Here is a 19,217-nt window from a genome sequence, read left to right on the forward strand (position 1 = left end):
GTGTTCTACAACCGGAAGCGGCGCCACTCCGCCCTGGGCTACGTCAGCCCAGTGGAATACGAGCGGAGGGCCGCAACCAAGAGGCTGGCAGCGTAGTCAACCTGTCCACCGAACCGGAGCAGGCCCATAGCGCCTGCTGTGGTGGAAGCCCGCCAGGGCCCTAGCACAAGCTCCGGATTGTCATGGTACAATCCGACTTATGTCCCAGTCCAACTGGAAACCGCGCCTGAAACGCTCCGAGGGCCCTCTGTACGGGGCGCTCGTCGATGCGCTCGCGGCGGACATCAGCGCGGGGCGGCTTCGCGCGGGGGACCGGCTTCCCACGCACCGGGAGCTCGCGAGCACGCTGGGGACGTCTCTGGGAACGGTGACCCGGGCTTACGCTGAAGCGGAACGGCGGGGACTCATCTGGAGCCAGGTGGGCAACGGGACGTTCGTGAAGAACCTGCGGGACGGAGACCGCTATTCGCCCCAGCTCGACCGGACGCGCATCGACCTGGGGCCCACGGCCGTGCCCATCGTCCCCGGCGACATGGGACACCTCGCGTTCGCCGCCGCGCTTCAACGGCTGAGCGAACGCGCGGACCTGGGCGCGCTTAGCGGCTATCAGGCCCATGCGGGGACGGAGGCCCAGCGGGCAGCGGGGGCCCGCTGGTTGGAGCTCGCGGGTGTGCCTGCCACGCGCGAGAACGTCATCGTGAGCAGCGGAGCCCAGCACGCGACCCTGATGGTGTTGTCCCTGCTCGCGAACGCGGACGGCCTGCTGGTGGAGGACGTCACCTATCCCGGGGTCCTCGCCGCCGCGGAGTGGCTCCGGCTGCCCACGCATCCGGTGGCGCTCGACGCGGAGGGGCTCGTGCCCGAAGCGCTCGCGGAAGCCTGCCGGAGGAGCAAGGCGCGGGTGCTCTACTGCACTCCTACGAACCACAACCCGACCACGGTCGTCATGCCCTTGAAGCGGCGGCAGGCGCTGGTGGAGGTCTGCCGGAAGTTCGACGTCACCGTCATCGAGAACGGCGCGCTGGCCCCGCTCGTGGCGAAGGCGCCCGCACCCCTGGCCGCGCTCGCGCCCGAGCGAACCTATCACCTGGGCAGCCTGTCCAAGGCGGTGCTGCCCGCGCTGCGCGTCGGCTACATCCGGGCGCCGGGTTCGTCGTGGCAGACGCTGGAGCACGCGGCCGCGGCGACGGTCTGGTCAGGGTCTCCCCTGCTGAATGAACTGGCCACGCAGTGGGTGACGGACGGCACGGCCGAGTCCCTGCGCGACGCGCGACGCTCCGAAGCCACGGCCCGGCAATCCCTGGCGGCGAAGGTGCTCAAGGGCCATCCCTATGTCGCGCACCCCAGCGCGTACTTCCTGTGGATGCCCATCCCCGAACAGCGCCGCGCCACGGAGCTGGTGGAAGCCGCCGCCGCGCGCGACGTGCTGCTCGGCCCGGCGCACCTGTTCGCGGCCCGTCCGGGTCAGGCGCCCAATGCGCTGCGGGTGTCGCTGGCCGCGGCCGGCTCCCGCGAGGCGTTGGAGCGGGGATTGAAGACGCTGGCCGAGCTGCTCGGCGCCACGTCCCCAGCACCGCGACGCCTGACCTGACGTTTCCCTTCACCTCGTCCCGAAGAGAGTGCCCATGACGCCTCCCCTGCTCCCCCGTGGTGGACTCCTGTCGCGTGCGCGCCTCGCGCTCCTCATCGCGGGACTCGCCGTCCCCTGGCAGGCAATGGGAGTGGAAGCCGGGGACGCCCTCCAGGCGCGGCTCGACTTCTCGGAGGCATCGCTCCGCTGGCCGGACCGCATCCGGGACACCCTGACGCCGCCCCGGTGGCTGCCCGAGGGCGACCGGTTCGTGTACTGGTCCAGGGTGGAGCCCTACCGGGACACGTGGGTCCTGGTGGATGCGCGGCGCCGCACCCAGCAGCCCCTGCTGGATTCGGAATCGCTGCGGTCCCAGCTCACGGAGCTGTTCGGCAAGCCGATGACGTTGCCCGTCGTCATGCCCTTCACGCTCACCACGGATGCGAAGGGAATCGTCTTCACCGTCCAGGGCCGGGCCTTCTCCCTGGGCCTCACCGACAAGCGGCTCGTGGCACTCGAACCCACGCATCCTGTCGCGATGTCGCTCGTGCCCGGCAACAGCCTGTCGCCGGACGGAGCGACGGTCGCGGTACAGCGGGACGCGGGGTTCGCCGTGGTGGACGCGAAGGGCGCGACACGGATGGAGCGCACCGGCACGGAGGACTCGCCCTGGCGGCTGCCCGAAGGCGCTTGGTCTCCCCAGGGCCGGTTCCTCGCGGTCTGGCGCGACGACATGCGGGGCATGCACCGGCTTCCGCTGGTCGACTACAGCACTCCATTGGAGAAGGTGACGTGGGTCCCCTACTCCAAGACGGGCACTCCGCTGATGCGCTCGGAGCTGCACTTCGTGTCGGTGGAGTCGGGGCAGGTGACGCCCGCCCCCGGTGACGCGGTGGAGAGCTACGACTGGTTCGCGGGCTGGCGTCCGGACGGCAGCGAGGCGCTGGTGCTCCAGCTGTCTCGGGATGGCAAGCGGCTGGACCTGGTGGCGGTGGAGCCGGTGACGGGCAAGCGCCGCCGCGTGCTGCGGGAGGAACGGAAGGAGACCTTCGTGGCGGCGCTGGAGTTCTCGGTGGGAGGATGGTCGCAGCAGGTGAAGCCGCTGCCGGACAACCAGCACTTCCTCTGGATGTCTGAGCGCGATGGCTGGCGTCACGTCTACCTGTATGACTATTCCGGCAGGCTCGTGCGCCAACTCACCGAGGGCGCGTTTCCGGTCCACACGGTGGTGGGCATCACGCCAAAGTCAGACGCCTTCTTCGTCACCGCGTCCGCCGAGCCCGGAGCCCCCTATGACCGGTCGGTGTATCGGGCACGAACCGCGGGCGGGGCACTGAAGCGGCTGACGCCCGAGCCCGGACTTCACCGGCCCGTGTTGGCCCCCTCCACGGGCTACTTCGTGGATGGGCACTCCACACGGGAGCAGCCCAGGGTCTGGGACGTGGTGTCCACGGAGGGGCGCCCCGCCTTCCGCTACGCGAAGTCAGACACGAGTGCCCTGGCGGAGCTGCACTACACGCCGCCGGAAGGCATCACGGTCAAGGCCACGGACGGCGTCACACCCCTGTACGGCGCGCTATACAAGCCGAGGGACTTCGATCCGAAGAAGCGCTACCCGGTCATCGACGTCATCTACGCGGGGCCGTTCACGACGGTGGTGCCCTGGAGCTACGTGGGCCCGTATGAATCGATCATCGCGCACTCGCTGGCGCAGCTCGGGTTCATCGTGATGGTGCTGGACGCGAGGGGCACGCCAGGACGGGGCAAGGCCTTCCAGGACGTGAACTATGGCCGCGTGGGCCAGACGGAGATTCCAGACCACGTCGCGGCGCTGAAGCAGGCAGGAGCCAGCCGGCCCTACATGGACCTGGAGCGGGTGGGCATCCACGGCCATTCCTGGGGCGGATACTTCGCGCTGCGAGGCATGCTGACGGCGCCGACGTTCTTCAAGGCAGGCTACGCGGGAGCACCAGGCGCCCTGACGGAAGAGGCCGTCATCAACGAGCCGAACATGGGCCTGCTGGCAGACAATCCAGAGGGCTACGCGGCGGGCTCCAACGAAGCCCTGGCGGACAAGCTCCAGGGAGCGCTCAAGCTGATGCACGGAACGAGCGACGTGAACGCATCGCTGTCCACGACGATGCGGATGGCCCAGGCACTGGTGCGCGCGAACAAGCACTTCGACCTGTTGATCATGCCCGGCGAGGGACACGGCCCCGAAGGCAGGTACTACCGGGACGACGTGCGCCGCTTCTTCCTGCGGGAACTGGGGCAGCCCCGGTGAGGACACATTCATGAAGCGACTGGGATTGGCACTGCTGCTGGGACTGCTCCTATCGGGCTGCGCGACGACGCGAGTCGTGCGCCTGGAGGTCGATGGCGACGAGCAAGTCACTGTCACGCCCCGGGAGGAGGAAGGCGCATCTCCCTTCGAAGCCCGATTGGAGGAGGACGAGTTCAAGGCAGCGGTGAAGACGCTCGCCAGGGACGTGCGCCCCTTCGCCCATCCCCTGCGGCAAGCACGCGAGCTGTTCGGCCTGCCGGAGCGCCGCGGCCTCTTCGGCTTCCGGGAGCGGACCCGGCAGATCATCCCACTGGGCGAGGAAGAAGCACGGGAGCTGCGGCTTCTGGATGCGTCGGACGACCTGACGCGCGGCTATCAGCAGTGGTGCGGCAAGAAGCGCAAGCAGCCGGGAGACTGCCTGCGCTTGCTGGAGGAAGGCCCCTTGCTGGTCAGCGACGGCCGCTACGCGCTGGCGATGGCCATCGCGATGGACTCCGTCTGGAACGAGACGGCCGAAGCCCTGGCGGGCATGGCCAGCCCCCAGGCCGTCATGGCCACGATGACCTCCGCCGTGACGATGTACCTGCTGTTGTGGGCCATGCCGGAGCCTGTCTCCAAGGGACTGGCCGCTCTCATCACCGCCACGGCAATTGCCTACCTGGGCGTGGACACCGTGTGGACCCTCCTCGACGGGTGGCTGACGCTGGTGCGCCACGTGGACCAGGCCACCACGTTCGTCCAGGTGCGCGACGCGGGCGAGGCCTATGGAGCAGTGATGGGGAGGAATGCCGCGCGCATCTTCGTGATGCTGGCCACGGCGGCGATTGGCAACACGGCGGGACTCGCGATGAAGGCTCCCACCCTGCCGGGCTCCGCGCAGGCGGCGGTCGCCGTGGAGACGCAGGCGGGCCTCCAGTTCGTGTCTCTCTCAGGCGTGCGCTCCGTGGCCATGACGGCCGACGGTTTCACCATCGCGCTGGCCCCCAACGCGGTGGCGATGTCATCGCGGTCCGGGAAGCCCCAGCGCCACCACCTGGCCACCATCCGCAATGAGAAGTCCGCGAAAACCGGCGGGCCGTGGACCCCTCGATTTCGGCGCCTCTTCAAGCGGGCTGGGATGGAGCTGAACGACCCGGAGAACATCGTCGAAGTCGCAGGCCACCGGGGACCACATCCCAGGGCGTATCATGAGCAGGTCTTGCAGGAACTGAGTACCGCCATGGAAACCTGCCGGACCGTCGTGCACTGCCGCGAAGTCCTGACGAATGCACTCAGAGGACTCGCCAAGGAAGCCTCCACGCAGGGGACCCCGCTCAATCAACTCCTGACCTCGCGACAGGGGCGCTAGAACCCCCCCATGGCTGCCCGATTCTTCGAACTCACCGAGGATGTTCAGGAAGGCATCTGGGTACTGGAGGTCCCCTGGAATGAGCTGCGCCAGGAAGAAGAAGACCCCTGGATGTTCACGAAGGGGAGTCGTGTCCACGTGGAAGGACACCTGACCGTTCCCATCGGAGACCCCGGTCGCCCCCATGACTTCTGCCGGATTCCCTTTGGCCTGACGCCCATCGTTCACATCAAGCTCGCAAATGTGCTTCTGGAGCACGCGGCTGACGACGTGCAGCTCATCCCCGTCACCATCCCGAAGCACCCCGACCAGTACGCACTCCTCGTTGCCACGAAGCTCATTCGCTGCATCGACGAGAAGGCCTCCACGGCAGTTCGCCACTGGGAAGCCCAGCACGGCCGTCCGGAAAAGCTGGGCCAGTACCGCTCCGTCTACGGCATGCGCATCGACAAGGCGAAGGTGGGTGACGCGAAGATCTTCCGGCCCTGGGGCTGGAACGTCTCGCTCATCGTCTCCGAGGACCTGAAGACAGCCCTGGAGCGCACCGGCGCCACCGGCATGTACTTCACGGAGGTGTAATGCCCTCAACATCCGGGGCCCCCACCACCCCGGAGACAGCCGTGCCCGGTGCTTCCCCCAGGTGGAGCGTTCACCTATGACGCCTTCCCGTAGGTGAGCACCGGGGGCGGACCACGTGAAGGCGGACGAACTGTTCAACGGGCCCGGAGAGATGGCCGCCCGGATGCGCGAGAAGGACTGGGCGGCCACGCCGCTCGGTCCCGTGGAGGGCTGGCCCGTCTCTCTGCGGACGCTCGTGCGGACCCTGCTCCATTCGCTCCACCCCATGGTCCTCATGTGGGGACCCCAGCTCATCCAGCTCTACAACGACGCCTTCATGCCCAGCTTCGGCAGGGGGAAGCATCCCGAGGCGCTCGGGAAGTCCGCCACCGAGGTCTGGCCGGAGGCCTGGCCCATCATCGGACAACAGTTGGAAGACGCGATGCGCGAGGGACGGCCCAGCTGGAACGAGGATCAGCTCGTCCCCATCTTCCGCAATGGCCGCATCGAGAACGTCTACTGGACCTACAGCTACTCCCCCGCCTTCGACGACGATGGGAAGGTCCACGGCACGCTGGTGGTCTGCACGGAGACCACCTCCCGGGTGCTCGGAGAACAGGCCTTGCAGCGCAGCCAGGAGCGGCTCCGCCGCGTCGTGGAGGCCTCCGGCGCGGGCACCTGGGAGCTGGACGTGCGCCGCGGCCAGATGCAGGTGGACGAGCGGATGGCCCAGCTCTTCGGCCTCCCGGAGCCGGGGATGTTCAGCCTGGAGCGGGTGCTCGACCGCGTCCACCTCGACGAGCGCGCGGCGCTGCGCGAAGCCATCTCAGCCACGCTTGAGGGAAGGACGCAGGGCCGCTACGTCATCGAGCACCGTGTGGTGGAAGACCCGGGACACCCCACCCGCTGGCTCGAGGCCCGCGGACAGGTGACCTTCGACGCCGAAGGCCGCGCCCTCCAGTTCGTCGGAACAGCGCTCGACATCAGCGACCGCAAGCAGGCCGAGGCGGACAGCCTGCGCGCACGCCAGGAACTCCAGGCGCTCCTCACGTCACTCGGCGGTGGCACCCCGTGCGGGTGAGCCTGCGCGACGAGGGCCCCGGCGTCCCATTGGAACACCCCGCGCGCATCTTCCACTTCGAGCTGCCGTTGGACTAGGAGAGCCCCATGCCCCGCTCGGACAGCTTCATGGAGTACACGGTCGAACTGCTGAAGCCGCTCGGCCCGGTGCAGGCCCGCTCGATGTTCGGCGGTTGGGGCCTGTACTTCGGCGGCCGGATGTTCGGCCTCATCATCCAGGGCCAGCTCTACCTGAAGACGGACGAGGTCACCCGCCCCGACTTCGAGGCAGAAGGCTGCCGGCCCTTCATCTACCAGAGCCGCGGCAAGGAGCAGCCCATGAGCTACTGGACGCCGCCCGCGGACGCCGAGGACGACGGCCGCCGGATGCTGCCCTGGGCCCGCCGCGCCGTGGACGCCGCCAACCGCGCCGCGATGAAGAAGGCCGCGAAGAAAGCCCCCGCGGCCAAGAAGGCACCGGCGGCCAAGAAGGCACCGGCCGCGAAGAAGGCACCGGCGGCCAAGAAGGCCCCTGCCGCGAAGAAGAAGCCCGCCGCGAAGAAGAAGCCCGTCAGGCGGTCTTGATGTTGGCCACGTCGCCGAGCCCCAGCTCGGCGATGGAGACCTCGCGCATGCGGAACTTCTGCACCTTGCCGGTGACGGTCATCGGGAAGCTGTCCACGAGCTTCCAGTGGCGGGGAATCTTGAACGTGGAGATGCGGCCGGTGCAGAAGGCCGTCAGCGCCTCCACCGTGAGCGAGGCGCCGGACTTCAAGCGCACCCACGCCATCACCTCCTCGCCGTACTTCACGCTGGGCACGCCGATGACCTGCGCTTCGGAGATCTCCGGGTGCGTGTGGAGGAACTCCTCCACCTCGCGCGGGTACACGTTCTCGCCGCCCCGGATGATCATGTCCTTGATGCGGCCGACAATCTTGACGTAGCCCTCCCCGTCCATGGTCGCCAGGTCACCGGTGTGCATCCACCCCGCCCGGTCGATGGCCGCCGCCGTGGCCGCCGCGTTCTCCCAGTACCCGAGCATCACGCTGTAACCGCGCGTGCACAGCTCCCCCGGCTGCCCCTGCGGCACCACCGCGCCCGAGTCCGGATCCACCACCTTCACCTCCAGGTGCGGGTGCACGCGGCCCACCGTGGCCACCCGCTTCTCCAGCGTGTCATCCAGCGGGTTCTGCGTGGACACCGGGGACGTCTCCGTCATGCCGTAGCAGATGGTGACCTCCTCCATGTGCATCCGCGACTGCACCTGCTTCATCACCTCCACCGGACACGGCGAGCCCGCCATGATTCCGGTGCGCAGCGTGCGCAGGTCGAACTCGCTGAAGCGCGGGTGGTCCAACTCCGCGATGAACATCGTGGGCACGCCGTAGAGCGACGTGCAGCGCTCGGCCTGCACCGTCTGGAGCACCGCCAGCGGGTCGAACGCCTCGCCCGGAATCACCATGGCCGAGCCGTGCGACGTACAGGCCAGGTTGCCCATCACCATGCCGAAGCAATGGTAGAAGGGCACCGGGATGCACACGCGGTCCTCCGGCCCGTAGCGCAGCACCTCGCCCACGAAGAAGCCGTTGTTGAGCACGTTGTGGTGGGACAGCGTCGCGCCCTTCGGGAAGCCCGTGGTGCCGGACGTGTACTGGATGTTGATGGGGTCATCGAACTGGAGCGACAACTCCCGCGCCTCCAACACTTCGTCGCCGATGTTCGCGCCGCCCTTCACCAGCCGGTCCCAGTCCGAGTCCAGCACCAGCGCCTCGCGCAGGACCGCGCACCGGGGCCGCACCTCCGCCAGCATCTGGGTGTAGTCCGTCTGCCGGAAGCCCTTCGCCAGGAGCAGCACGCTCACGCCGGCCTGGTTGAGCGCGTACTCCAGCTCCGACGTGCGGTAGGCGGGGTTCAGGTTGACCAGGATGGCGCCCGTGCGCGCGAGCGCGTACTGCGACACGGTCCACTCGAAGCGGTTGGGGGACCAGAGCCCCACCCGGTCGCCCTTCTGGACGCCCAGCGCCAGCAGGCCCTTGGCCACCGCCGTCGTCGCATCCCAGAACTGCCGCCAGGTGACGCGGTAGTTCTGCGAGGCCACCACCAGCGCATCACGGTCGCCGTAACGTTCGACGGTACGGCGCAGGTTCTGACCGATGGTCTCCCCCAGCAGCGGAGTGGTGCTGGTGCCATGGGCATAGGACAGGGCGGTCGTCATGACCTCATCGTCCTCAGGGTGCCCCGGCCCCGCAAGCGTCAGCGCCCCCTCCCTGCCCCCTGGCTGGCCGGACGGCCGCGACGTTTTCCCGCCAACGGCATCCACGTCCAGAACCCAGCCGTTACGCCCCGGGATGCCGGGAAAAGACCCATCCCGCCGCCATCAGCCCTCCGGGCGGCGGAAACAAGGAAAACGCCGTCACGGCACGCTATCCTGACGCAACGCCCCATGGACGATCCGAACGCCCGACTGGTTGCCACCCTGCTGGAGGCGCGGCAGCGCCACTGCTTCCCCCCGGACGTGCGCAAGGCCGCGCCGGAGTTCGTCGCGCAAGTGCTGGGGCTGCTCTTCCCCCACTTCGCGGAGCGGCTGGAGTGCAACGCCGCCGCCGTGCGCCGGGACGTCACCGCCGTGGAGGCGAGCCTCCAGCGCATCCAGGCGCTGCTCGCGCCGCACTACCCCGTCACCGACGCGGGCATGTCGTCCCGCTTCATGGCGAAGCTGCCGGACCTCTACGAGTGGCTCCAGCAGGACGCGCGCGCCATCTTTGAAGCGGATCCCGCCGCGCGCAGCGTGGACGAAGTGGTGCTCACCTACCCGGGCTTCTACGCCATCGCCATCTACCGCGTGGCGAACGCGCTGCACCGGCTGAACTTCCCCCTGCTGCCGCGCCTGCTCACCGAATACGCCCACCAGCGCACCGGCGTGGACATCCACCCGGGCGCCACCATCGGCCGCAAGTTCGTCATCGACCACGGCACGGGCCTGGTCGTCGGCGAGACGACGGTGATTGGCGACAACGTGAAGCTCTACCAGGGCGTCACGCTGGGCGCGTTGATGGTGGAGAAGGCGCTGGCGGACCGGAAGCGCCACCCCACCATCGAGGACGACGTCGTGGTGTACGCGAACGCCACCATCCTCGGAGGCGGCACGGTGGTGGGCAAGGGCAGCATCATCGCCGGCAACGCGTGGCTCACGCAGAGCGTGCCCGCCCAGTCCGTCGTCACCCGCCGCAGCGAGGTGCGCGCGCGCCACGGTGAAGAGGGCCTGGACGTCCTCGACTACCAGATTTGAGTCTTCCTCCCACGCAGTGCCCGTTCCCCATTCACAGGAGACGCCATGAAGGTCGACAACATCCTGCAGACCATTGGCAACACGCCGCACGTGCGCATCAACCGGCTGTACCCGTCGCGCGTGACGGTGCACCTGAAGCTGGAGCGCGCCAACCCGGGCGGCAGCATCAAGGACCGCATCGGCCTGGCGATGATTGAGGACGCGGAGAAGAAGGGCATCCTCAAGGAGGGCAGCGTCATCATCGAGCCGACGAGCGGCAACACCGGCATCGGCCTGGCCATGGTCGCCGCGGTGAAGGGCTACAAGCTCATCCTGGTGATGCCGGAGTCCATGAGCATCGAGCGCCGCCGCGTGCTGGCCGCCTACGGTGCCCAGTTCGACCTGACGGAGCGCGCCAAGGGAATGAAGGGCGCCATCGCCCGCGCCCAGGAGCTCGTCTCGCAGACGCCCAACGCGTGGATGCCGCAGCAGTTCGAGAACGAGTCCAACATCGAAGTCCACAAGCGCACCACCGCGCAGGAAATCCTGAACGACTTCCCGGACGGGCTGGACTACCTCATCACGGGCGTGGGCACCGGCGGCCACATCACCGCGTGCGCCGAGGTGCTCAAGGCGAAGTGGCCCAAGCTGAAGGTGTTCGCGGTGGAGCCGGTGAAGTCCCCTGTCATCAGCGGCGGCCAGCCGGGCCCGCACCCCATCCAGGGCATCGGCGCGGGCTTCATCCCGAAGAACCTGCACACGGAGGCCCTCGACGGCACCATCCAGGTGGATGAGAAGGACGCCTTCGAGTTCGCCCGCCGCGCCGCGCGCGAGGAGGGCATCTTCGTGGGCGTGTCCTCCGGCGCCTCGCTGTCCGCGGTGAACCAGAAGCTGGCGGAGATGCCGGACGGCAGCCGCGTGCTCGCCTTCTGCTACGACACCGGCGAGCGCTACCTCTCCGTGGAGAACCTCTTCCCCGCGCAGTAGCCGTCGTCGTGCACCCCGGTCCGGGTGGAACTCACCCGGGCCGGTACGCGCGCACCCGCTCCACCAGCCGGTCCATCTCCTCGGGCGTGTTGTAGAAGTGCGGCGACAGGCGGATGCGCCCGCGCCGGACGGAGTGGGACACCGTCTTCTCCGCCAGGTACGCGCTGAGCGCCCGGACGTTCGCGCCCGGCGGCAGGAAGGTGAGGATGCCCGCGCGGTCCTTCGGCTCGGGGCCCACGTCGCAGCCCAGGTTGCGCAGGCCCGTGTCCAGCCGGGCCAGCAGCTCGCCAATGCGCGCGCCGATGGCGTCCGTGCCCACCTCCAGCAGCAACTCCAATGCGGCGCCCATCGCGTAGATGCCGGGGTACGCGGCGCTGCCCTCCTCGAACTTCGCCGCGTCCGCGCGCAGCTCGAAGTGCGAGCGGTTGAAGTTCCACGCGTCCGTGGTGCTGCGCCAGCCCACCAGCGCGGGCCGCACGCGCGGCAGCACGTCCTTCGCCACGTACAGGAAGCCGATGCCGGAGATGCCCAGCATCCACTTGTGGCTGTCCGCGCTGAGGAAGTGCACGCGGCTCTTCTTCACGTCCACCGGGATGCAGCCCACGCTCTGGATGCCGTCCACGCACAAGAGCACGCCGGAGCGCTCACAGAGTTCGCCCAGTGCATCCAGGTCCGTGCGATGGCCGGTGGCGAACTGCACCGACGACACCGCCACCAGCCGCGTGCGCGGAGTGAGCACGGACGCCACCGCCTCCGGCGTCACGCCGCCATTCGGCGTGGGAATCTCACGAACCTCCACGCCCCGGTTCTTCAGGTGCAGCCACGGGTAGACGTTGGAGGGGTACTCGAGGCTCGTGGCGACGGCGACCTCGTCTCCGGGTTGCCAGTCCAGGCCTTCCGCCACCAGCCCCAGGCCGTGGCTGGTGTTGCGCACGAAGGCCACCTCCTCCGGTGATGCGCCGATGATGCGCGCGGCGAGCCCGCGCACCTTCTCGCTCTGGGCCTCCCAGCCGCGCTCATGGAGGACGCCGTGATTCACCACGTCGTCCATCCAGGACTTCACCGCGGCGGCGGCACGCGTGCTGGTGGGCGCGACCCCGGCGTGGTTGAGGTAGAGCTGTTCCTTCAGGACGGGGAACTCGGCGCGGTAGGACTCGAACGAGACGCTCATGGGTGGCGAGTGTAGCCACCCATCCACCGCTCACGTCACGAGCCGTAAGCCCCGTCGACTACAGGACGACCAGCAGGCCCAGCGACGCCGTGGGGTACACCGTGCGCAGGCCCAGGTTGCTGTTGCCCACCTGGAGCTCGCGCACGTCCGTGAAGGTGAAGCCCGGACCCGCCCGAGCCGACAGGCCCACGCGCCCGGAGCCCGGCCGCCACATCACGCCCAGCGTCGGCTCCAGGAAGGCCGTCGTCGTGTAGTCCTTGCGGTCCGGCATCGCCGCGCCGTCCGGGCGCGCGACGAACTCCTCCAGGCCCAGCGTCATCCCCACGAATGGACGCACCGTGCCGTCCGCCAGGAAGGCCAGCGTGTAGCGGCTGTCCACGCCCACGCCGAAGTTGAGCTTCACGTCGGCGCCCCCCACGTTGGTGAAGCGCGCCTTCGCCCCCAGCGACCGGTTCCACCCGCCCGCGCGACCCAGGAGGCCGAACGCGAACCGAGAGTCCCGCGACGGCGCGACCTCCGCCCGGATGCCGTACAGCGAGCCGTCCAGCGCGGGCGGCTGCAGCTCCAGCAGGAACGCCCCGCGCCGCTGCTGCTCCTGCCCCGTGGACGAGGACGCCATGTCCTGGGCCATCGCCGGCACCGACACCAACGCCGCACCCACCGCCACAGCCTTCACCCACTGCATCGACCGCTTGGACTCGACTCGCATGGCCCGTCTCCTTCGGTTTAGCCGGACGACTAACTTAGTCACACGACTAACTAAGACCGGCAACGCGGGATGTCAAGCCGACGAGCGGTCGCCGGCCTTGCGGGGGTGGGAGGCGGTGCCCTATGGGTCTGGGATGCCATCCCCCCGCCGTGGCAAGACGCCGCCTCCCCCCACCGCTCCGGAGCCTGACGCCCGGGCGCGCCTCATCGCCGCCGGCCAGCGCGTGTTGGGGGAGCGCGGCTACGACGCCGCCACGGTGAAGGAGGTGGCTCGCGAGGCCGGGGTGAACCAGGGCCTGGTGCACTACTACTTCGGCAGCAAGGACGCGCTGCTGCTGGCTGTCACCCAGGAGGCGAGCCGGCAGTACCTGTCGGAGCTGGAGCGGCTGCGCGCGCAGACTCCGGCGGAGGAGCTGGCGCAGACGGCCTTCGCCTGGGGCGAGAAGCTGGCCACGGACGCGCCGGGAACGTGCCGGTTGCGTTACGAGCTGTTCGCGCTGGGGCTGCGCAACCGGGAGCTGACGCCCGCCGTCGCGCAGCTGTTGGGCCAGGGCGACGAGGAGATCGCCCGCACCGTGGCGCACGTGCGCACGGGTCACGACTCGGCCCCCACCGCCGAGGACCTGCACTACGCGGTCATCATCAAGGCGTGCGTGGACGGGCTCGCGCTGCACCACCAGTTGGACAAGAGCTTCGACCCGCTGCCCGTGTACGCGCTGCTGCGGCGGATCATGCTCGCGAGCATCGAGCAGCCCGCCCCGCCTCGCGCACCCGCGCGCAAACCGAAGGCCCAGGGCCGGCGTGGCACGCGCTCGTCACGCGCGCGCAAGGCGCCGGGCCCTCGCCGTCGCTGAAGGCAGCGGCCAGGCCAGCGCCAGCCCCAGAACAGACATTCAACATTCAGTGGCATCGCCAACCCGGCGGGGCGCAGGATGCCCCGCATGGACTTCCAGCCTTCCGCCAGGACGACCGAATACCTGGAGCGCGTGAAGCGCTTCATGGCTGACCACATCGAGCCGGTGGAGGCCGAATACCTCCAGGCCCTGCACGCGATGGAGGCCGGTGGTGATTGGCGCCAGTGGAAGGTGCCGCCGGTGATGGTGGAGCTCAAGGCCCGCGCGAAGGCCGCGGGGCTGTGGAACCTCTTCCTCCCGGACGCGAAGCTGGGCGCGGGCCTGAGCACGCTGGAGTACGCGCCGCTCGCGGAAGCCATGGGCCGCAGCTTCATGGCGCCGGAGGTCTTCAACTGCAGCGCCCCCGACACCGGCAATATGGAGGTGCTCTGGCGCTACGGCTCGCCGGAGCAGCAGGAGCAGTGGTTGAAGCCGCTGCTCGCGGGCGACATCCGCTCCGTGTTCTGCATGACGGAGCCGGACGCCGCGTCGTCGGACGCCACCAACATGCAGGCCACCGCCGAGGTGGACGGCGACCACGTGGTCCTCAACGGCAAGAAGTGGTGGTCCAGCGGCCTGGGCCACCCCAACGCGAAGGTGGCCATCTTCATGGGCCGCACGTCGCAGGCGGGCGCGGACCGCCACCACCAGCACTCCATGGTCCTGGTGCCCATGGACGCGCCGGGCGTGGAGATCATCCGCATGCTGCCCGTGTACGGCGACCATGACGCCCCGCACGGCCACGGCGAGGTGCACTTCCACGACGTGCGGCTGCCGGTGTCCGCGCTCATCTCCGGGCCGGGCATGGGCTTTGAAATCGCGCAGGGGCGCCTGGGGCCGGGCCGCATCCACCACTGCATGCGCTGTATCGGCGCGGCGGAGCGGGCGCTGGAGTTGATGATCGACCGGGGCATGGGCCGCACCGCGTTCGGCAAGCCGCTCATCAACCTGGGCGGCAACCGCGAGCGCGTGGCGGAGGCGCGCATCGCCATCGACCAGGCGCGCCTGCTCACGCTGTACGCGGCGTGGAAGCTGGATGACGTGGGCGCGATGGGCGCGATGACGGAGATTTCGGCCATCAAGGTCGTGGCGCCCAACGTGCTCCAGAAGGTGGTGGACGACGCCATCCAGGTGCACGGCGGCGCGGGTGTGTCGCGCGACACGCCGCTCGCGGGCTTCTTCGCCCAGGCGCGCAGCCTGCGCATCGCGGACGGCCCGGACGAAGTGCACAAGGGCGTCATCACCCGCATCGAGCTCGCGAAGCGCGGCTTCAGCAAGGGAGGTTGAACATGACGGCTCCGGTCTCCATCCCGCTGGACGAGGGCAAGGCCGTGCGCTCCGGCGAGGCGCTGGACGTGCCCGCGGTGGACGCGTGGCTGAAGGCCCAGGTGCCCTCGCTCCAGGGCACGCCGGAGGTGACGCAGTACACGGGCGGCGCCTCCAACTGGACCTACCGGCTCAAGTACGAGAACCGCGACCTCATCCTGCGCAGGCCGCCCTCGGGCACCAAGGCGAAGTCCGCGCACGACATGTCGCGCGAGTTCACGGTGCAGCAGGCGCTCAAGCCCGTGTATCCGGTGGTGCCCACCATGGTGGGGCTGTGCCAGGACCCGGCCGTGCTGGGCGCGGAGTTCTACGTGATGGACCGCATCCCCGGTCTCATCCCGCGCAAGCACCTGCCCAAGGGGCTGGACCTGGACAAGGCCCGCACGCGCCAGCTGTGCCTCAACGTGGTGGATCAGCTCATCGCGCTGCACGGCGTGGACGCGCAGGCGGTGGGCCTCCAGTCGCTGGGCAAGGGGCCGGGTTATCCGCAGCGGCAGATTTCCGGCTGGTCCGACCGCTACGAGAAGGCGCGCACCTGGAACGTGCCCCGCATGAAGCACACGCGCGAGTGGCTGGCCGCGCACGTGCCGCCGGACATCAAGACGTGCGTCATCCACAACGACTGGCGCTTCGACAACGTGGTGCTCAAGCCGGAGGACCCCACGCAGGTCATCGGGGTGCTGGACTGGGAGATGGCCACGCTGGGCGACCCGCTGATGGACCTGGGCAACACGCTGGCCTACTGGGTCCAGGCGGATGACGACGCCTTCCTGCGCATGACGCGAAGGCAGCCCACGGACCTGCCCGGCATGCTCACGCGCGAGGAGGTGGTGGCGTACTACCTGGAGCGCACCGGCCTGAAGCCCGCCAACTGGACCTTCTACGAGGTCTACGGCGTGTTCCGGCTCGCGGTCATCGCGCAGCAGATCTACTACCGCTACCACCACAAGCAGACGCGCAACCCGGCGTTCAAGAACTACTGGCTCATCGTCAACTACCTGGCCTACCGCTGCCGGCAGCTCATCAAGAAGGCGGGGGGCTGAAGATGGGCGCGCTCTACCTCATCCGCCACGGCCAGGCGTCCTTCGGCGCGAAGGACTACGACAAGCTGTCGGACGTGGGCGTGCAGCAGGCGCGCGTCCTGGGCGAAGCGCTGCGCACGCGGCTGCCGAAGGTGGACGCCGTGGTGACGGGCACCATGCTGCGCCACCGCGAGACGGCGGACGCGTGCCTCCAGGCGCTGGGCCAGCCGGAGGAGCCGGTGCGGACGGCAGGGTTCAACGAGTTCGACCACGAGGAGGTCGTGCACCGGCACACGCCGCGCTACGCGGACTTCGCCGTGCTGCGCGAAGAACTGGCCGCGATGAAGGACCCTCGCCGCGCGTATCAGGACCTGTTCACCCAGGCCGTGGGGCGCTGGGTCGCGGGCGGACACGACAGCGAGTACCGGGAGTCCTGGAGCGCGTTCAAGGCGCGCTGCCTGGAGGCGCTGGCGGCGCTGTTGGCTTCGCTGGGGCCCTCCAGGACGGCGCTGGTGTTCACTTCCGGCGGACCCATCACGGCCATCAGCCAGGACCTGCTGGGCATCCCGGACGAGCACGCGTTCCGGACGAACTGGACGCTGGCGAACTGTGGAATCACGAAGGTCATCTACAGCGAGCGGGGCCGGTATCTGTCCACTCTCAACGAGCATGGACACTTCGAGGGCGAACACCGCGCGCTCATCACCTACCGCTGAGGTGGGGGGCTCGCGTAGCGTGAGCCCATGACGCGGTGCCTGCTCAACATCGACCTGGGGGAGCTGCCCGGGGAGGACGAACAGCTCTACGCGCTCGCGCACCTGGCGAACATCGCCTGCGGAGGCCACGCGGGGGATGCGGCGTCCATGCGTCGGGCGCTGGAGCTGTGCGAGCGCCACGGCACGCTGGCGGGCGCGCATCCGTCCTACGCGGACCGCGAGAACTTCGGGCGCAAGGCGCTGGACGTGGCACCGGAGGTGCTGCGCGCGCAGGTGGCGGAGCAGTGCGGACAGCTGGCCTCGCTGGCTCGCGAGCGCGGCGTGCTGGTGCGGCATGCGAAGCCGCATGGAGCGCTGTACCACGCGGCCAACAAGTCCCCGGAGCTGGCGCGCGCGGTGGTGGACGGCGTGGTGGAGGCCCTGGGGACGGACGTCACGTTCGTGGGGCCCGGCACTGGAGCGCTGAGGGACGCGGCGCGGGCGGCGGGGCTCGGGTACGCGCGAGAGGGCTTCGCGGATCGGGGCACGTTGCCGGACGGTTCATTGATTCCGCGAGGCCAGCCCGGCGCGGTGCTGACGGACGTGGCGCAGGCGCGCGAGAACACGGTGCGGCTGGCCACGGGTGGCACGGTGGACACGCTGTGCGTGCACGGCGACACGCCGGGCGCGGTGGTGCTGGCCCGCGAGGTGCGCGCGATGCTGGACGCGCTGGAGCAGCCGCCGGAGCCATTGGGAGACAGCGCGCTGCGGCTGGTGCTGCCGGAGTCGGTGGACCGGGGCCTGGCGCGCGCAGCCCTGTCCGCGCTGCCGGGCGTGCGGGACGCGGTCATCACCGAGTCCCACGCCTGCGTGTACTTCGACCCGGAGACACCGCCTGAGTCCCCGGCGCTCGTGCTGATGCGGCTGCGCGTGGCACCGGTCACGCACGTGGAGCATCCGCTCATCCGCATTCCCGTGCGCTACGACGGCGAGGACCTGGCGAAGGTGGCCGCGCACGCGGGCCTGTCCGTGGAGGAAGTGGTGCGGCGGCACATGGCACGCGAGTACAGGGTGCGCTGCGTGGGCTTCCTCCCGGGCTTCGCGTACCTGGGGGACGTGGATCCGAGCATCGCGTGTCCCCGCCTGCCGGTGCCGCGCACGCGGGTGCCGGCGCTCGCGGTGGGCATCGCCGGGAAGCGCACGGGTGTGTATCCGTTCGCGTCGCCTGGAGGCTGGAACCTCGTGGGCACCGCGCTGGACTTCACCGCGTTCGACCCCAAGCGAGGCACGGAACTCCAACTGGGAGCCCGCGTGCGCTTCGAACGAGTGCAGCCATGACAGCGTGGCTCGAGATCACCGGCCTGGGCGCCCCCGCCACCGTGCAGGACGGTGGACGGCCCGGCGTCATGCATCACGGCGTGCCACCCGGCGGCGCGTGGGTGCCGGAGCTGCTCGTCGCGGCGAACCGCGCGGTGAGCAATGCACCTGGCGCCGCGGCGTTGGAAGCCTTCGGTAGGTTGGAGCTTCGAGCCCGGGGCCGCGACGTTCGCGTGTCCGTGGATGGCGAAGCCCCCAGCGTCCTCGCGGACGGCGCCACGCTCACCGTGCCCGCGCCCACCCGGCACTCCGTGCATTACGTGGCCGTGGACGGCGCGCTCGCGGTGCCCGAAGTCCTTGGCGGCCAGGGCACGCTGTGGGTGGCACGCCTGGGCGGCTGGGAAGGCCGTCCCCTGCGCACCGGCGACCGGCTCCCGCTGGGCTCTCCCGCCACGCCAGTTGCCGCTCCTTCCGAGGCCGGCCTGTCACGTCTCACGGAGGCCCTGGACCCCGCTGCCCCGCTGCGCGTGCTCCTGGGCCCGGATGCGTCCCGCTTCAGCGACGCGGCCGTGGCGCTCCTCCTGGGCAGCACCTTCACCGTGTCGCCCTCCAGCGACCGCGTGGGCCAGCGACTGGACGGACCTCCCGTGCCCCACGGCGACGAGGGCGGGGGCACCTGCCGCCCCATGGTGCGCGGCGCCATCCAGGTCACCCTCTCCGGCACTCCCATCGTGATGGGCCCGGACCACCCCACCACCGGGGGCTATCCCCTCATCGCCGCCGTCATCCGCGCGGACTGGGGCCGCCTGGGGGTCCGCCGTCCAGGCGCCCCGGTGCGCTTCCAGGCAGTGACCCTGGAGGTCGCTCGCGACGCCTGGATGACCCACCCTGCTCGGCCCGCCGGGGCAACTTCCGACCCGGCCCGGCCGATACTGGGGGCATGACTCCTCCGAAGATTGGCCCGCGCCCCACCACCACGCCCCGCACGCAGGAGCCGGCCCTCCCGCCGCG

The 19,217-nt window shown here is 69.7% G+C and carries 18 protein-coding genes; 15 read left to right on the forward strand and 3 right to left on the reverse strand.

Going from position 1 to position 19,217, the window contains the following annotated elements; genetic code table 11:
• The 7 genes from D7X99_RS44770 to D7X99_RS38095 all read left to right on the forward strand — a co-directional run bounded on the left by D7X99_RS44770 (position 1) and on the right by D7X99_RS38095 (position 7,404).
• Positions 1 to 96, forward strand: coding sequence for an IS3 family transposase (locus D7X99_RS44770; protein WP_367303451.1), 96 nt, complete (start codon positions 1 to 3; stop codon positions 94 to 96).
• 103 nt (positions 97 to 199) lie between these two features.
• On the forward strand, positions 200 to 1,591 hold the full coding sequence (locus D7X99_RS38070; protein WP_121782038.1) for a PLP-dependent aminotransferase family protein: 1,392 nt from the start codon (positions 200 to 202) through the stop codon (positions 1,589 to 1,591).
• Between the two features lie 34 nt (positions 1,592 to 1,625).
• Positions 1,626 to 3,854: a DPP IV N-terminal domain-containing protein gene (locus D7X99_RS38075; RefSeq protein ID WP_121782039.1), complete on the forward strand. Its 2,229-nt coding sequence runs from the start codon at positions 1,626 to 1,628 to the stop codon at positions 3,852 to 3,854.
• 10 nt (positions 3,855 to 3,864) lie between these two features.
• Positions 3,865 to 5,202 (forward strand): AHH domain-containing protein, encoded by a 1,338-nt coding sequence (locus D7X99_RS38080; RefSeq protein WP_121782040.1) that lies wholly within the window; start codon positions 3,865 to 3,867, stop codon positions 5,200 to 5,202.
• Positions 5,203 to 5,211: 9 nt separating this feature from the next.
• Positions 5,212 to 5,781, forward strand: coding sequence for a DUF1629 domain-containing protein (locus D7X99_RS38085; RefSeq protein ID WP_121782041.1), 570 nt, complete (start codon positions 5,212 to 5,214; stop codon positions 5,779 to 5,781).
• Positions 5,782 to 5,896: 115 nt separating this feature from the next.
• Positions 5,897 to 6,841 carry a PAS domain-containing protein gene (locus D7X99_RS38090; protein WP_233614036.1) on the forward strand — a complete coding sequence of 315 codons (945 nt, stop codon included), beginning with the start codon at positions 5,897 to 5,899 and terminating at the stop codon, positions 6,839 to 6,841.
• 86 nt (positions 6,842 to 6,927) lie between these two features.
• Entirely contained in the window at positions 6,928 to 7,404 is a 477-nt protein-coding gene (locus D7X99_RS38095) for a TfoX/Sxy family protein (RefSeq protein WP_121782042.1), read from the forward strand.
• On the opposite strand, the gene D7X99_RS38100 is transcribed toward D7X99_RS38095, so the two are convergent.
• Positions 7,391 to 9,034, reverse strand: a complete 1,644-nt coding sequence (locus D7X99_RS38100) for an AMP-binding protein (protein ID WP_121782043.1) — start codon at positions 9,032 to 9,034, stop codon at positions 7,391 to 7,393. The genes D7X99_RS38095 and D7X99_RS38100 overlap by 14 nt on opposite strands.
• A gap of 228 nt (positions 9,035 to 9,262) precedes the next feature.
• Between D7X99_RS38100 and epsC the strand changes: the two genes are divergently transcribed.
• Both epsC and cysK read left to right on the forward strand, forming a co-directional pair.
• Complete coding sequence (gene epsC / locus D7X99_RS38105; RefSeq protein ID WP_120597140.1) at positions 9,263 to 10,108, forward strand: serine O-acetyltransferase EpsC; 846 nt, start codon at positions 9,263 to 9,265, stop codon at positions 10,106 to 10,108.
• Between the two features lie 45 nt (positions 10,109 to 10,153).
• Entirely contained in the window at positions 10,154 to 11,074 is a 921-nt protein-coding gene (gene cysK, locus D7X99_RS38110; RefSeq protein ID WP_121782044.1) for a cysteine synthase A, read from the forward strand.
• 31 nt (positions 11,075 to 11,105) lie between these two features.
• Here the strand turns inward: cysK and D7X99_RS38115 are convergent, their stop codons facing one another.
• Together D7X99_RS38115 and D7X99_RS38120 are read right to left on the reverse strand one after the other, a co-directional pair.
• A complete protein-coding gene (locus D7X99_RS38115; RefSeq protein ID WP_121782045.1) occupies positions 11,106 to 12,245 on the reverse strand; it encodes an aminotransferase class V-fold PLP-dependent enzyme in 1,140 nt (379 codons plus the stop codon).
• A 58-nt stretch (positions 12,246 to 12,303) separates the two neighbouring features.
• The gene (locus D7X99_RS38120) at positions 12,304 to 12,954 is read right to left on the reverse strand and encodes a hypothetical protein (protein ID WP_121782046.1); all 651 of its coding nucleotides are present in this window, start codon (positions 12,952 to 12,954) and stop codon (positions 12,304 to 12,306) included.
• Between the two features lie 133 nt (positions 12,955 to 13,087).
• On the opposite strand from D7X99_RS38120, the gene D7X99_RS38125 reads away from it, so the two are divergent.
• The 6 genes from D7X99_RS38125 to D7X99_RS38150 all read left to right on the forward strand — a co-directional run bounded on the left by D7X99_RS38125 (position 13,088) and on the right by D7X99_RS38150 (position 19,150).
• The gene (locus D7X99_RS38125) at positions 13,088 to 13,807 is read left to right on the forward strand and encodes a TetR/AcrR family transcriptional regulator (protein WP_233614040.1); all 720 of its coding nucleotides are present in this window, start codon (positions 13,088 to 13,090) and stop codon (positions 13,805 to 13,807) included.
• Positions 13,808 to 13,894: 87 nt separating this feature from the next.
• Positions 13,895 to 15,133, forward strand: coding sequence for an acyl-CoA dehydrogenase family protein (locus D7X99_RS38130; protein ID WP_121782048.1), 1,239 nt, complete (start codon positions 13,895 to 13,897; stop codon positions 15,131 to 15,133).
• Between the two features lie 2 nt (positions 15,134 to 15,135).
• Positions 15,136 to 16,215, forward strand: a complete 1,080-nt coding sequence (locus tag D7X99_RS38135; protein WP_121782049.1) for a phosphotransferase family protein — start codon at positions 15,136 to 15,138, stop codon at positions 16,213 to 16,215.
• Positions 16,216 to 16,217: 2 nt separating this feature from the next.
• Positions 16,218 to 16,910: a histidine phosphatase family protein gene (locus D7X99_RS38140; RefSeq protein ID WP_121782050.1), complete on the forward strand. Its 693-nt coding sequence runs from the start codon at positions 16,218 to 16,220 to the stop codon at positions 16,908 to 16,910.
• A gap of 27 nt (positions 16,911 to 16,937) precedes the next feature.
• Positions 16,938 to 18,227 (forward strand): LamB/YcsF family protein, encoded by a 1,290-nt coding sequence (locus tag D7X99_RS38145; RefSeq protein ID WP_121782051.1) that lies wholly within the window; start codon positions 16,938 to 16,940, stop codon positions 18,225 to 18,227.
• The gene (locus tag D7X99_RS38150; protein ID WP_121782052.1) at positions 18,224 to 19,150 is read left to right on the forward strand and encodes a biotin-dependent carboxyltransferase family protein; all 927 of its coding nucleotides are present in this window, start codon (positions 18,224 to 18,226) and stop codon (positions 19,148 to 19,150) included. Before D7X99_RS38145 ends, D7X99_RS38150 begins: the two co-directional genes overlap by 4 nt.
• Positions 19,151 to 19,217 lie beyond the last annotated feature (67 nt).

This window comes from Corallococcus sp. AB032C, assembly GCF_003668935.1.
GTDB classification, from domain to species: Bacteria; Myxococcota; Myxococcia; order Myxococcales; family Myxococcaceae; genus Corallococcus; species Corallococcus exiguus.

What these genes read in the sequence shown, in the direction of transcription:
- D7X99_RS38070 (WP_121782038.1), top strand. Translation starts at nt 200, where the DNA reads ATGTCCCAGTCCAACTGGAAACCGCGCCTGAAACGCTCCGAGGGCCCT.
- D7X99_RS38075 (WP_121782039.1), top strand. Translation starts at nt 1,626, where the DNA reads ATGACGCCTCCCCTGCTCCCCCGTGGTGGACTCCTGTCGCGTGCGCGC.
- D7X99_RS38080 (WP_121782040.1), top strand. Translation starts at nt 3,865, where the DNA reads ATGAAGCGACTGGGATTGGCACTGCTGCTGGGACTGCTCCTATCGGGC.
- D7X99_RS38085 (WP_121782041.1), top strand. Translation starts at nt 5,212, where the DNA reads ATGGCTGCCCGATTCTTCGAACTCACCGAGGATGTTCAGGAAGGCATC.
- D7X99_RS38095 (WP_121782042.1), top strand. Translation starts at nt 6,928, where the DNA reads ATGCCCCGCTCGGACAGCTTCATGGAGTACACGGTCGAACTGCTGAAG.
- D7X99_RS38100 (WP_121782043.1), bottom strand. Translation starts at nt 9,034, where the DNA reads ATGACGACCGCCCTGTCCTATGCCCATGGCACCAGCACCACTCCGCTG.
- epsC (WP_120597140.1), top strand. Translation starts at nt 9,263, where the DNA reads ATGGACGATCCGAACGCCCGACTGGTTGCCACCCTGCTGGAGGCGCGG.
- cysK (WP_121782044.1), top strand. Translation starts at nt 10,154, where the DNA reads ATGAAGGTCGACAACATCCTGCAGACCATTGGCAACACGCCGCACGTG.
- D7X99_RS38115 (WP_121782045.1), bottom strand. Translation starts at nt 12,245, where the DNA reads ATGAGCGTCTCGTTCGAGTCCTACCGCGCCGAGTTCCCCGTCCTGAAG.
- D7X99_RS38120 (WP_121782046.1), bottom strand. Translation starts at nt 12,954, where the DNA reads ATGCGAGTCGAGTCCAAGCGGTCGATGCAGTGGGTGAAGGCTGTGGCG.
- D7X99_RS38125 (WP_233614040.1), top strand. Translation starts at nt 13,088, where the DNA reads ATGCCATCCCCCCGCCGTGGCAAGACGCCGCCTCCCCCCACCGCTCCG.
- D7X99_RS38130 (WP_121782048.1), top strand. Translation starts at nt 13,895, where the DNA reads ATGGACTTCCAGCCTTCCGCCAGGACGACCGAATACCTGGAGCGCGTG.
- D7X99_RS38135 (WP_121782049.1), top strand. Translation starts at nt 15,136, where the DNA reads ATGACGGCTCCGGTCTCCATCCCGCTGGACGAGGGCAAGGCCGTGCGC.
- D7X99_RS38140 (WP_121782050.1), top strand. Translation starts at nt 16,218, where the DNA reads ATGGGCGCGCTCTACCTCATCCGCCACGGCCAGGCGTCCTTCGGCGCG.
- D7X99_RS38145 (WP_121782051.1), top strand. Translation starts at nt 16,938, where the DNA reads ATGACGCGGTGCCTGCTCAACATCGACCTGGGGGAGCTGCCCGGGGAG.
- D7X99_RS38150 (WP_121782052.1), top strand. Translation starts at nt 18,224, where the DNA reads ATGACAGCGTGGCTCGAGATCACCGGCCTGGGCGCCCCCGCCACCGTG.